An 11832-nucleotide genomic window follows, 5' to 3' on the forward strand; every position below is an offset into this window, starting at 1 on the left:
CGCTCATGTCTGCAGGCGCGCTGAACCACAGCGCCGTCCACTGCCCAGTCTATTGCTCGGGACACCCGTGAACCGGCCGCCTGGCCTATTCTGGGATGGTGAGCGATTCCGGCCCCATCACCGACAATCGCGCCGAGCGCGTCCTGGCGTACATGTTCGCCGCCATCGTCGGCCTGTCCATCATCTGCTTCTTCGCCGTGATGATCGGCACCATCTCCGGCGTCGCCGTCGATGAGATGAGCTCAGGCGTCTGGGCGGTCGTCACGATGCTGCCCTGGTTCGGGCTGCCGATCGCCTTCGTGCTCCTCATCGTCCTGCTCATCGTCAACGGCGTCCGGCGGGGCCGAGCCGCGCGATCCGGATCGAGCTGATCGGGGACGATGCTCGAGCTCGCCGCACGACTCCGCGGGCTGTCGCGAGACTCCCTCGCAGCAGCACTGCACTCGCGCGAGTTCGAGCCGTCCGGGGTGCGTGACCTCTTCGACCTCGCCGAGGCGGTGCTCGCACCCGACTCGATCGACCACGCGGTCGGCCGGCTCGATCGCCGCCACCTCGCCGTGCTCGCCGAGGCCGTCGAACTGGTCGCAGAAGGCGACACCACGGTCGAACGGGTACGTGCCGAGCTCGTGGGGCATGCGGCATCCGCTGAACTGTCCGACTCCACGGGTGAACTGCTCGACGAACTGAGCGGCCTGATGCTGCTGGTGCGCATCGACGACCGCGTGCACGTGCCCGCCGCCGTCATCGCACGGGTGGCTCCGCGCCTCGGCGCCGAACTGCCCACCGTGGCCGAGCTCGCGACGCCGGCACCGCCGGTGCTCGTCTCCGGCGGAGACGTCGACCGCACGCTCATCGACCGCCGCGCCGCGGAGACGGCCTACGCGACAGTCGCCGCCACGGCCGAGGTGCTGGCCGCGCTCGGAACGCAGCCGGCCCGCGAACTCGCCAAGGGCGGTCTCGCACTTCCCGACTCGAAGCGCCTCGCCGAGGCCAGCGGCATCGCCCTCGACGCACTGCCCCGCCTCTTCCACCGAGCCGACGAAGCCGGTCTCGTCGTGCGCGACGGCGCATTCTGGCTCGAGTCCGACCGCGGCGCCGAGTGGTCGCTCGAGACGACGGCCGGCCGGTGGCGGCACCTCGCCGAGTGCTGGCGCGCCCGCATCCCCGAGGCGCTCCGCGAACTCGTCGCACGTCGCAGCGAGTCGCTCACGGCGAGCACGCTCGGCGAAGACGTGCGCTGGTTCTACCCCGCAGGCGGACGCTGGATCGACGAGGGGCTCGAACGGCTCATCGGCGAGGCCGAAGCGCTCGGTCTCGCGGTGGCGGGCGAGCCCGCACCGACGGCGCTGCTCGTGCTCGCCGGGGAGCTCGACCGGGCCTCCGAGCGACTGGCGGCGCACTTCCCCGCCCAGGTCGAGCAGGTCTACCTGCAGCACGACCTCTCGATCGTCTCCCCCGGCCCGCTCGAGCCGGCGCTCGACGCCCGCCTGCGCGGCTTCGCCGATGTCGAGGGCCGCGACCTCGCCTCGACGTATCGCGTCAGCGCGGCATCCGTCAATCGCGGTCTCGCCGCCGGCGAGACGGCCGAGTCGATCCTCGAGTTCCTCGGCGGGCTCTCGCTCACCGGCATCCCGCAGCCACTGTCGTACCTCGTCGCCGAGGCCGCGGCGCGATTCGGGTCGCTCAGGGTCTCGCTCGCAGATCCGGCGGATGCCCCGGCGCGGGCGAGCGTGCGTTCCGACGACGAGCAGCTCGTGCGCACCCTCGCCGTCGACCAGTCGCTCGTCTCGATCGGCCTGCGCCAGGCGGGCCCGCACCGGCTGCTCTCGCGGTTCCCGCCCGAGGTCGTGTTCTGGGCGCTCGCCGACGCGCGATACCCGGTCGCCGCGGAAGACGCCGCGGGCGAGATCATCCGGCTGAGCCGCCACCATCTGGCGACGGTTCCCGAGCCGGTGTCGAAGCCCGACCCGATCGAGGCGCTCCTCGACGTCGTGCTCGCCGAGGGGGAAGCCGGGGCGAGCGAGCAGGCTTGGCTGGCCCGCCAGCTCGAGGCCGCCGCCCGCTCGAAGGAGACGCTCACGGTCACCGTGCGCATGCCGGGCGGCGACACCGCCGACTATCTGCTGGCGCCGGCGAGCGTCGCCAACGGGCGGCTCCGTGCGCGCGACCGCAAGGCCGACATCGAGCGCACGCTGCCGTTGTCGGCGATCGCGGCCGTGTCTCCGGCACCGGCCGGCGCCTGACGCTCCCGTCGCCCGCTCGGAGATCAGCACGGTTCCGGACCGGATCCGCCCGAGGCATCCGATCGAGTGCAGATCTCCGATCCGGTGCCGCACGGCCGACCTCCCATGAACCGGGCGTAGACTCGACCGCTATGTCAGACGGCCCACTCATCGTGCAGAGCGACCGAACCGTCCTCCTCGAGGTCGCGCACCCGCTCGCCGAAGACGCGCGCCACGACCTCGCGGTGTTCGCCGAGCTCGAACGGGCCCCCGAGCACATGCACACCTACCGCATCACCCGGCTGGGCCTCTGGAACGCGCGAGCCGCCGGTCACGACGCCGACGACATGCTCTCGACGCTCGAGCGCTACGCCAAGTTCCCGGTGCCGCAGACCGTCGCCGTCGACATGCGCGAGACCGTCGGCCGCTACGGACGCCTCGTCGTCGACCGCACCGACGACGGCGCGCTGCGCCTGCACAGCGACGACATCGCCGTGCTGACCGAGGTCGCCTCGGCCAAGCGCATCGCGCCGCTGCTCACCGAGCGCCTCGACGACCGGAGCTTCCTCGTCGAGGCATGGGCGCGCGGCGCCCTCAAGCAGGAGCTCGTGAAACTCGGCTGGCCCGCAGAAGACCTCGCCGGGTACACGCCGGGCACGCCGCACCAGATCGACCTCGAAGAGGCGGGCTGGCACCTGCGCGGCTATCAGCAGCAGGCGATCGACAACTTCTTCGACGGCGGCTCGGGCGTCGTCGTGCTGCCCTGCGGCGCCGGCAAGACCCTCGTCGGGGCCGGGGCGATGGCGACGGCGAAGACCACGACGCTGATCCTCGTGACGAACACGGTCTCGGCCCGCCAGTGGCGCGACGAGCTGCTGCGTCGCACGACCCTCACCGCCGACGAGATCGGCGAGTACTCGGGGCAGGTGAAGGAGGTCAAGCCGGTCACGATCGCGACCTACCAGATCCTCACCGCGAAGCGGAAGGGCGAGTACGCCCACCTCGCCCTGCTCGACGCGCTCGACTGGGGCCTCGTGGTCTACGACGAGGTGCACCTGCTGCCGGCGCCGGTGTTCAAGCTCACCGCCGAGCTGCAGGCGCGACGCCGCCTCGGCCTCACCGCGACCCTCGTGCGCGAGGACGGCCGCGAGGGCGACGTCTTCAGCCTGATCGGCCCGAAGCGCTTCGACGCCCCGTGGAAGGAGATCGAGGCCCAGGGCTTCATCTCCCCCGCGGCCTGCTACGAGGTACGCATCGACCTGCCGCAGTCCGAGCGGCTGACGTACGCGGCCTCCGCCGACGACGAGCGCTACCGCCTCGCGGCGACCGCGCCGGCCAAGCTCGGCGTCGTCAAGGAGCTCGTGGCCAAGCATGCCGGCGAGCGCATCCTCGTGATCGGCCAGTACCTCGACCAGATCGACGAGCTCGCGGCGGCGCTCGGCGCCCCGCAGCTGACCGGCTCGACACCGGTCGACGAGCGCGAACGGCTGTTCCAGGAGTTCCGCGACGGCCGCACCCCCGTGCTCGTCGTCTCGAAGGTCGCGAACTTCTCGGTCGACCTGCCCGAGGCGACCGTGGCGATCCAGGTGTCGGGCTCGTTCGGTTCGCGCCAGGAGGAGGCGCAGCGGCTCGGCCGGCTGCTTCGGCCGAACGAGTCGGGACTCAGCGCGAACTTCTACACGCTCGTCTCGCGCGACACCGTCGACCAGGACTTCGCGCAGAACCGCCAGCGGTTCCTCGCCGAGCAGGGCTACAGCTACACGATCCTCGACGCGCACTCGCTCGAAGCCGCCTGACGCTCGGCTGATTCGAACACGTGACGCTTGCCGTCAGCCGCGCCGATAGCGCAGCAGCACCAGGTCCCCGGCCGGGATCGCATGCACGAGGTGCATGCGGCATTCGAGCTCGGGAGCACCGCGCACGATGCGCCCGGCATCGCCGCCGACGAGCATCGGGCTGAGCGAGAGGCAGAGCTCGTCGACGAGGTCGGCCTCGAGGAGGGCTCCGAAGAGGTGCGGCCCGCCCTCGCAGAGCACCTGCCGGAGGCCGCGATCGGCGAGCAGGTCGAGCATGGCGCGCAGATCGACGGCCTGCTCCCCTGCGACGATCACGTCGGCGACCTGTTCGAGCGCTGCTCGGCGCGCGGCGGGCGCCGCGGCATGGGTCACGACGATCGGCCGCGTCACGGCCGCCGTGAAGAACGCCGAATCGGGGTCGAGGTCGAGCGACGAGGACACGACAGCGAGCCGGGGCTGCCCGGGCAGTCCGCGGGCGACGCGCCACGCGGCATCCTCTTCGCCCACGGCCAGGCCGCCGTAGCCCTCGACCCGCACGGTGCCGGCGCCGACCAGCACGACGTCGGCGAGCGTGCGCAGCACCTGCATGGCGAGGCGATCGCTCGCGTCTCCGAGACCGCCGCTGCGGCCCTCGAGGGTGGCCGCACCGTCGAGGCTCGCGACGAAGTTCATGCGCACCCGCCGTGTGTCGCGATCGGGCAGGGCGTAGGCGGCGAGCAGTGCCGCCCGATCGGGCGGGGGTGGCAGCACGGGCCCGTCGGCGATCACTGGTTGTGCTCCAGGAACACGGGCTCGCGCCATCCCTCGATCGCCTCGACCATGCGCATGGCGTCGACGGTCTCGCGCACGTTGTGCACGCGCACGATGCGGGCGCCCTGCATGACGCAGTAGACCGCGGCGGCGATCGAGCCCTCGATGCGCTGCTCGCGCGGCCGGCCGAGGCTCTCGCCCACGAAGTCCTTGTTCGAGAGCGCCACGAGGGTCGGGTAGCCGAGGCTCGTGATCTCGCCGAGGCGGCGGGTCAGCTCGAGCGAGTGCAGCGTGTGCTTGTTGAGGTCGTGGCCCGGGTCGACGATGATGCGATCGGATGCCACGCCTCGCGATTCGGCGAGCGCGACGCGCTCCGTGAGGAAGGCCGACACCTCGGCCACGACGTCGCCGTACCGCGGCGAGGGATACGGCGTACGGGGTTTCGCGAGGCTGTGCGTGACGACGATCGTCGCCCCCGACTCTGCGACGACGTCGGCCATGGCCGGGTCGTGGATGCCGGTCGTGTCGTTGACGACGTGCGCGCCCGCGGCGATGGCGGCGCGGGCGACCTCGGGGAGGAAGGTGTCGACCGAGATGACGGCGCCGGATGCGGCGAGCGCGGCGACGACGGGCACGACGCGCTCGATCTCCTCGTCGGCGGGGATCGCGGGGCCCGGCGCGAACTTCGCGCCGCCGATGTCGATCCAGTCGGCGCCCTGCTCGATCGCGAGGCTCGCGGCGGCGACCGCGGCGTCGAGCGCCTCGGTGCGCCCTCGGTCGTAGAAGGAATCCGGGGTGCGGTTGACGATCGCCATCACCGCGACCTCGCGCGAGAAGTCGAACTCGCGGGGGCCGATGCGCCGGATCACCGGGGTTCGATTCGCCATGCTGCCGAGTCTTCCACGGCTGCTGCGGGCCTCCAATCCAATGTGTCATCCGACACACCGGATCGGCGACCCTCGAAGAATGTTCAGGAAAGTTCCAGCCGATGCGCAGAGAATCATCACATGAGCGACGGACCACGAATTCTCATCGTCGACGACGAGCCCAACATCCGCGACCTTCTCACGACGAGCCTCAGGTTCGCCGGTTTCGCGGTGCGCGCGGTCGGCAACGGCGCGCAGACCATCTCGGCGGTACTCGAGGAGGAGCCCGATCTCATCATCCTCGACGTGATGCTGCCCGACATGAACGGCTTCGGCGTCACCAAGCGCCTGCGTTCGGCCGGCTACACCGCGCCGATCCTCTTCCTCACGGCGAAGGACGACACCGAGGACAAGATCACCGGCCTCACCGTCGGCGGCGACGACTACGTCACGAAGCCCTTCAGCCTCGACGAGATCGTCGCGCGCATCAAGGCCATCCTGCGCCGCACGATGCACGCCGAAGAAGACGCGGTGATCCGCACCGGCGAGCTCACGATGGACCAGGACACGCACGAGGTGCTCGTCGGCGACGTGCCCGTCGAGCTCTCCCCCACCGAGTTCAAGCTGCTGCGCTACCTCATGCTGAACCCCAACCGGGTGCTGTCGAAGGCGCAGATCCTCGACCACGTGTGGGAGTACGACTTCAACGGCGATGCCGGCATCGTGGAGAGCTACATCTCCTACCTCCGCCGCAAGCTCGATCAGCACTCTGCGGAGCCGCTGATCCAGACCAAGCGCGGATTCGGCTACATGCTGAAGTCCTCCAAGCCCTGACTCAGGAAGGCCCACCTAGACTCGGCCCGCCATGAATCAGATCTCCGAGCGGTGGAACCGCATCTCGCTGCGTACCAAGATCACGGGTGTCACCGTGCTCATGCTCACGCTCGGACTTCTGGTGTCCGGAATCGGCACCGCGGCGATGCTTCGCTCGTATGTCGAAGACCAGGTCAAGGTCAAGCTCGAGGCGATCGCGTCGGGCGACCTGCGCAAGTACTTCACCGACCAGGGTGAGGAACCGAGCGAGCGGGCCCCCCTCGACGACCTCAGCTTCAAGCCCGACCTCGACGTGTTCGTCGCCGTGTACGACGCGAAGACGGGCAAGGTCGACAAGCACAACTGGCACGATCGCGACGGCGTGGAGCTGCCGGAGTTCCCCGACACGCTGACCGCCGCCGAGGTCAATGCGAGGAACCAGGGGCAGTACTCGGTCTTCCCGATGCTCGACGGCGACGGCAACCCGACCTTCCGCGCCGTCACGGCGCTGACCCTCGCCGACAGTCATGGCAACTACTCGCCGATCATCCTCGCGATCTCCTCGAAGGAGACCGAGCAGCTGCTCGCGATGTACCTCACGATCTTCTTCGGATTCGGGTTCGGGGTGGTCCTCGTCGGCGCCCTGCTCACGCGCATGCTCGTGACGACGACGTTCATGCCGCTCCGCGAGGTCGAGCGCACTGCGGCGGCGATCGCCGACGGCGACTTCAGCCAGCGTCTCGGCGGCGCGACGCCGAACACCGAGGTCGGGCGGCTGAATCGCTCGCTCAACACGATGCTGAACCGCATCGACCGGGCCTTCCGCGACCGTGCGCGCACGATCGACCAGATGCGCCGCTTCGTCGGCGACGCCTCGCACGAGCTGCGCACGCCGCTCGTGTCGGTGCGCGGCTACGCCGAGCTCTACCGCATGGGCGCGCTGCAGTCGCCCGACGAGGTCGGCCAGGCCATGGAGCGCATCGAGAAGGAGGCCATCCGAATGGGCCTCCTCGTCGAAGACCTGCTCGCGCTCGCTCGACTCGACGAGGCGAAGCCGCTCGAGCTCGCCGAGGTCGACCTCGTGCCGCTCGCGCGCGACTCCGCTCTCGACACGATGGCCGCGCACCCGGCGCGCACGATCACGGTCATCGCGCCCGAAGACCTCAGCACGGCGGATGCCTCGGGCGAGCCCGCTCCCGAACTCGAGGTCGAGCTCGACGTCGCGGGCGACCGCGCCGCGCCGCCGACCGGGCCGATCTCATTCGCCGGGGCGACGCTCGCTCGTCTCCGGGGTCGTCGCCCGAAGAGCGAGGCCGCGACCACCACCGGCAGCCGCCGGGCCGCGAAGGCGGGCGGCTCGTCGGCGGCGTCGAAGCGCGCCGCACGCGCATCGGCGGCGGCCTCCGCAGCTGCGGCCGCGGCCTCCGACGCGATCGCCGCTCCGTCGACGGCGCGCGGCGCGGGTGCTCCCGGCCCTCAGATGCCGGTCCGCCGCACCGTGGTGCTCGCCGAAGAGAACAAGATCCGTCAGGTCATCACGAACCTCATGGGCAACGCGATCCGCTTCACCGCCCCCGAGAGCCCCATCGAGATCCGCATCTCGGTCGACGACGCGACCGAGCGGGCGATGATCGAGGTCATCGACCACGGCGAGGGCATCCCCCCGCAGATCCGCGAGAAGATCTTCCAGCGGTTCTGGCGCGCCGACACGTCGCGCACCCGCGAGACCGGCGGGTCGGGCCTCGGCCTCGCGATCGTGTCGTCGATCGTGGCTGCGCACAACGGCACGGTCGACGTCGTCGAGACGCCCGGCGGCGGCGCCACCTTCCGCGTATCGCTGCCCCTCGCCGGTTCGGCCGCTGCGCCGCAGTCGGTCACCGCCGACTGACGGTCGGTTCCGCGACCGCTCGGCGTGCTCCGCCGCCTGCCGCCCGGCACTCCGCCTCAACAGGCGACGGGCAGCGGATGTCGCACACCCCTCGCCCTCGACCGCGATCCGTTCACCGGCCGCGCCGTAGCGTGGCGCGCACACCGAACGAAAGGGGCCGAGATGGCCGTCTACCAAGTCGACGCCGAACAGGTGTCCGCAGCCACCCAGACCGTGCAGGGCACGATCGGGCGCATCCAGTCCGAGGTGGCGTCGCTCCTCGGCCAGCTCTCGGGCCTGCAGTCGTCGTGGTCGGGTCAGGCCTCGACCGCCTTCCAGGGTGCCGTCGCCGACTGGAGGGCCACCCAACTGCAGGTCGAAGAGAGCCTCGCCGGCCTGAACCGTGCGCTCGGCGTCGCAGCGGTGCAGTATTCCGACGCCGAACAGGCGAATGCGCGGCTGTTCCTGCGCTGACGTTTCACCGTGAGCTGCCGCGGCGCCCCTTCCCTTCACGGCGTGGAGACATAACATGGGGGCGAGACGTCGCCCCATGACGGCGCCCCGATCGACGATGAGGGAGCGATGATGTCCGAATCGAACCGACCCGCTGAGCCGCAGTCCTCCGAAGAGCCGAACACACCCGCCGGCACGGTCGACGCCACCGATGACCTCGAGGGCAGCTACACCGAGGTCGACGGCGAGGGGCCCCACGAGCGCACGGTCTCCGGTGCGTACGTCCGCACCGAAGGCGCCGATGACGACGAATCGTCGGTCGGCGACTACACGTCCACCGACGAGCACCCCGACGGGCACGCGCCCGAGGAGCGCCACGGCAAGTTCGTCGGTGCCGAACCGCCGAAGCCGCACCCCGGTCTGCACCACATCTGACCAGCGCACGCGAGCCGTTCAGCTCTTCGCGACGACCCCGATCCCGCCGGCGAGCTGAGCTCCCGCGGCCTCGAGCCAGCGCAGCGGATCCGCCATCGCGGGTTCCGTACCGCCGGCGAGCCCGGTCAGCGCGACGGATGCCGCGAACCCACGCGGTTCCGCCGTGATCGCCCCGGCGACGAGTGCCACCGGCACGTCGCGCGCCGCGGCCAGTCGGGCGACCTCGCTCGGCGCCTTGCCCGCCTCGGACTGCCCGTCGTATCGCCCCTCGCCGGTGATCACGAGGTCGGCGCCGTCGAGGTCGTCGTCCAGCCCGAGCGCGTCGGCGACAAGTGCGGCTCCTCCGCCCATGGCAGCGCCCCAGGCGAGCAGGCCGAACCCGGTGCCGCCGGCAGCCCCGGCTCCGTGGGTCTCCGGTGAGATGTCGGGAACGAGGCGTGCGAGCCGGGTGAGGTTCGTCTCGAGCACGACGACGGTCGCGGCATCCGCGCCCTTCTGCGGGCCGAAGACCGCTGCAGCGCCGCGTTCGCCGAGCAACGGGTTCGTGACGTCGCCGAGGATCAGCACGCCGCCGGGAGGCAGGGGGCGCAGGCCCGCGAGGTCGACCACGGCGAGGTCGCCGAGCCCGCGGTTGCCGAGGGGCACCCGGCTCTGATCCCCATCGAGGAACCGTGCGCCCAGTGCGGTGAGGGCACCCGCGCCGCCGTCGGTCGACGCGCTGCCGCCGAGCGCGAGCAGGAGTCGCGCGACCCCGGCATCGAGCGCGGCGGCGATGGCCTCTCCGAAGCCCGCCGTATGCGCGTCGAGGGGTGCGAGCGGGTCGAGCAGGGTGATTCCCGACGTCGCCGCGAGCTCGACGACGCCCGTGCCGTCGGGCAGCAGCAGCCAGTACGTCGCCACCGGCGCGGAGACGGGGCCCCGCACCCTGACCGGCATCCGCCGCGCGCCCGGCACGGCGGCCTCGAAAGCGTCGAGCGTGCCCTCGCCGCCGTCGGCCATGGGCCTGGTGAGCACCTCGTCATCGGCGCGCACCGAGCGCCATCCGCGCGCGATCGCGGCCGCGGCATCCGCTGCGTTCGCCGTGCCCTTGAACGAATCGGGCGCGATGACGACCCGGCTCACCGAGCGTTCGCCGTCGGCGCCGGCACGCGCGCGAGCCAGGCGAGGGAGGCCGCGAGCAGTGCACGATGGCCGGCCGACTCGTAGGAGCGGACGTCGTGGCCCAGGGCGTCGTAGACGAGACGTGAGTGGCCGAACTCCCGCGCCCACACGAGCGGGTGGCGAATGCCCTCGTGCTCGTGCTCGGCGATCGGCTCGATCACGTCGTCGAGCCGGAAGTCGGTGTAGCGCTCGTCGAACACGGTGAAGTCCTCGAGTCCGTCGGCGATCGCGTGATTGCCCACGATGTGCACCGCGGCCTCGCCGATGGGCGGATGCCACGAGCTGTCGCGCACCCAGCGCGCGCCGAGCGCCCGCTCGTACGCGGGATAGTCGTGCAGGCTCGCCGCCGCCGTGTGCACGGCGAGGAGGCCGATGCCCCGATCGATCGCCCATTCGAGGGCGGCGTTCGCCGCTTCGAGCACGGATGCCTCGGCCACGGCGGCGGTCTCGCCCTCGGGGGTCGACGCGTGCGGGTCGCCGGCGTTCACGACGATGAGCGCGACATCGTCGGTCAGGGACGCGAGCGCTCCATCGACGTCGTCGGCGACCTCCACCGTGAACCCGGCCTCTGCGACGAGTTCGGCGAGCGCCGCGGTCGTCTCGGAGTAGCGGTGCCACGCGTCGGCGTACCGACCGGAACCGTTCAGCATCACGGCACGCATGGCGCCTCCTCGCATCCCCGTCATCGTATCGCTCGCGCCGAGCCCGCCGGGTGCCGCGCCGCGATCAGGAACGAGACGACGGGGATTCCGCACGCTCGGCGACGAGCGCGGCGACACCGGCGAGCACGCGATCGACGCCGAATCGCAGCGCGTCGTCGCGGGCTCCGTCGTCGTCGGCTTCGGCGAACGCACTCGCAGTCCGCGGGTAGAGCTCGGCGCGCTCGGCCAGGATGGACGCGAGCCCGATCGCGAGCTGCTGTTCGGGCGCGCCTGCGGAAGCACGTTGGCGCACGAGCGACATCACGTGGCCGACGAGGAGGGTCAGCAGGTCGAGCTTCTCGCCGCCGCGAAGGGGAAGTTCCGCCATCGCGCCGAGACCGACCTCGAACCACGCGAGCTCGCCGGGGCCGGGCGTGTGCGGCCGCTGCACGAGTTCGACGATCCACGGGTGCGCCAGAGCGCGATCGTGGACTCCGCCGGCCCACGCCGTCAGTGCCGTGCGCCACTGCGCCGCCTCTGCCACGACGGGTGCGCCGAGTGCGGTGTCGAGCATGACCGCGTCGAGCTCGGCGCGTCCGGGAACGTAGCGATAGAGGGCCATCTTCGTCGTGCCGAGTCGTTCGGCGACACGCTGCATCGAGACCTCGTCGAGCCCGGACTCGTCGGCGACGGCGATCGCTGCCTCGGCGATGCCGTCGAGCGTGTACTTCGGTTTGGGCCCGGGTTTCCGCCCCACCGGCTGCGCCCAGAGGAAGGCCGCCGCCGCGACCGACGCCGTGTTCGCTTCGCCTCTGGTCACGATTCCCC

Annotated in this window: 12 protein-coding genes; 7 read left to right on the plus strand and 5 right to left on the minus strand. The window is 71.3% G+C overall.

Going from position 1 to position 11832, the window contains the following annotated elements; translation table 11 throughout:
* Nucleotides 1–98 precede the first annotated feature (98 nt).
* The 3 genes from JOE59_RS11355 to JOE59_RS11365 all read left to right on the plus strand — a co-directional run bounded on the left by JOE59_RS11355 (nt 99) and on the right by JOE59_RS11365 (nt 4018).
* A complete protein-coding gene (locus tag JOE59_RS11355) occupies nt 99–371 on the plus strand; it encodes a multidrug ABC transporter ATPase (protein ID WP_179552400.1) in 273 nt (90 codons plus the stop codon).
* A gap of 9 nt (nt 372–380) precedes the next feature.
* The gene (locus JOE59_RS11360) at nt 381–2243 is read left to right on the plus strand and encodes a helicase-associated domain-containing protein (RefSeq protein ID WP_204460591.1); all 1863 of its coding nucleotides are present in this window, start codon (nt 381–383) and stop codon (nt 2241–2243) included.
* 131 nt (nt 2244–2374) lie between these two features.
* The gene (locus JOE59_RS11365; protein WP_204460594.1) at nt 2375–4018 is read left to right on the plus strand and encodes a DNA repair helicase XPB; all 1644 of its coding nucleotides are present in this window, start codon (nt 2375–2377) and stop codon (nt 4016–4018) included.
* Nucleotides 4019–4051: 33 nt separating this feature from the next.
* Here JOE59_RS11365 and JOE59_RS11370 read toward each other — a convergent pair whose 3' ends face one another.
* Both JOE59_RS11370 and folP read right to left on the minus strand, forming a co-directional pair.
* Entirely contained in the window at nt 4052–4786 is a 735-nt protein-coding gene (locus tag JOE59_RS11370; RefSeq protein ID WP_307837037.1) for a pyrimidine reductase family protein, read from the minus strand.
* The gene (folP, locus tag JOE59_RS11375; protein ID WP_204460598.1) at nt 4783–5655 is read right to left on the minus strand and encodes a dihydropteroate synthase; all 873 of its coding nucleotides are present in this window, start codon (nt 5653–5655) and stop codon (nt 4783–4785) included. Before folP ends, JOE59_RS11370 begins: the two co-directional genes overlap by 4 nt.
* A 120-nt stretch (nt 5656–5775) precedes the next feature.
* On the opposite strand from folP, the gene JOE59_RS11380 reads away from it, so the two are divergent.
* The 4 genes from JOE59_RS11380 to JOE59_RS11395 all read left to right on the plus strand — a co-directional run bounded on the left by JOE59_RS11380 (nt 5776) and on the right by JOE59_RS11395 (nt 9202).
* A complete protein-coding gene (locus JOE59_RS11380; protein ID WP_022894322.1) occupies nt 5776–6468 on the plus strand; it encodes a response regulator transcription factor in 693 nt (230 codons plus the stop codon).
* A 31-nt stretch (nt 6469–6499) separates the two neighbouring features.
* The gene (locus JOE59_RS11385) at nt 6500–8335 is read left to right on the plus strand and encodes a sensor histidine kinase (RefSeq protein WP_204460600.1); all 1836 of its coding nucleotides are present in this window, start codon (nt 6500–6502) and stop codon (nt 8333–8335) included.
* A gap of 162 nt (nt 8336–8497) precedes the next feature.
* Nucleotides 8498–8788: a WXG100 family type VII secretion target gene (locus tag JOE59_RS11390; protein WP_204460602.1), complete on the plus strand. Its 291-nt coding sequence runs from the start codon at nt 8498–8500 to the stop codon at nt 8786–8788.
* A 111-nt stretch (nt 8789–8899) separates the two neighbouring features.
* On the plus strand, nt 8900–9202 hold the full coding sequence (locus tag JOE59_RS11395; protein ID WP_204463494.1) for a hypothetical protein: 303 nt from the start codon (nt 8900–8902) through the stop codon (nt 9200–9202).
* Nucleotides 9203–9220: 18 nt separating this feature from the next.
* Here JOE59_RS11395 and JOE59_RS11400 read toward each other — a convergent pair whose 3' ends face one another.
* The 3 genes from JOE59_RS11400 to JOE59_RS11410 all read right to left on the minus strand — a co-directional run bounded on the left by JOE59_RS11400 (nt 9221) and on the right by JOE59_RS11410 (nt 11824).
* Nucleotides 9221–10324 (minus strand): glycerate kinase, encoded by a 1104-nt coding sequence (locus tag JOE59_RS11400; protein ID WP_204460604.1) that lies wholly within the window; start codon nt 10322–10324, stop codon nt 9221–9223.
* On the minus strand, nt 10321–11025 hold the full coding sequence (locus JOE59_RS11405; RefSeq protein WP_204460606.1) for a ThuA domain-containing protein: 705 nt from the start codon (nt 11023–11025) through the stop codon (nt 10321–10323). Before JOE59_RS11405 ends, JOE59_RS11400 begins: the two co-directional genes overlap by 4 nt.
* Before the next feature lie 64 nt (nt 11026–11089).
* A complete protein-coding gene (locus JOE59_RS11410; RefSeq protein ID WP_204460608.1) occupies nt 11090–11824 on the minus strand; it encodes a TetR/AcrR family transcriptional regulator in 735 nt (244 codons plus the stop codon).
* Nucleotides 11825–11832 lie beyond the last annotated feature (8 nt).

The sequence above is a fragment of the Agromyces cerinus genome, assembly GCF_016907835.1.
In the GTDB taxonomy this organism is placed as follows: domain Bacteria; phylum Actinomycetota; class Actinomycetes; order Actinomycetales; family Microbacteriaceae; genus Agromyces; species Agromyces nitratus.

Bases quoted from the DNA above. Each gene is read 5' to 3' on its own strand.
- JOE59_RS11365 (WP_204460594.1), top strand. From the start codon at position 2,375: ATGTCAGACGGCCCACTCATCGTGCAGAGCGACCGAACCGTCCTCCTC.
- JOE59_RS11395 (WP_204463494.1), top strand. From the start codon at position 8,900: ATGTCCGAATCGAACCGACCCGCTGAGCCGCAGTCCTCCGAAGAGCCG.
- JOE59_RS11360 (WP_204460591.1), top strand. From the start codon at position 381: ATGCTCGAGCTCGCCGCACGACTCCGCGGGCTGTCGCGAGACTCCCTC.
- JOE59_RS11390 (WP_204460602.1), top strand. From the start codon at position 8,498: ATGGCCGTCTACCAAGTCGACGCCGAACAGGTGTCCGCAGCCACCCAG.
- JOE59_RS11385 (WP_204460600.1), top strand. From the start codon at position 6,500: ATGAATCAGATCTCCGAGCGGTGGAACCGCATCTCGCTGCGTACCAAG.
- folP (WP_204460598.1), bottom strand. From the start codon at position 5,655: ATGGCGAATCGAACCCCGGTGATCCGGCGCATCGGCCCCCGCGAGTTC.
- JOE59_RS11380 (WP_022894322.1), top strand. From the start codon at position 5,776: ATGAGCGACGGACCACGAATTCTCATCGTCGACGACGAGCCCAACATC.
- JOE59_RS11405 (WP_204460606.1), bottom strand. From the start codon at position 11,025: ATGCGTGCCGTGATGCTGAACGGTTCCGGTCGGTACGCCGACGCGTGG.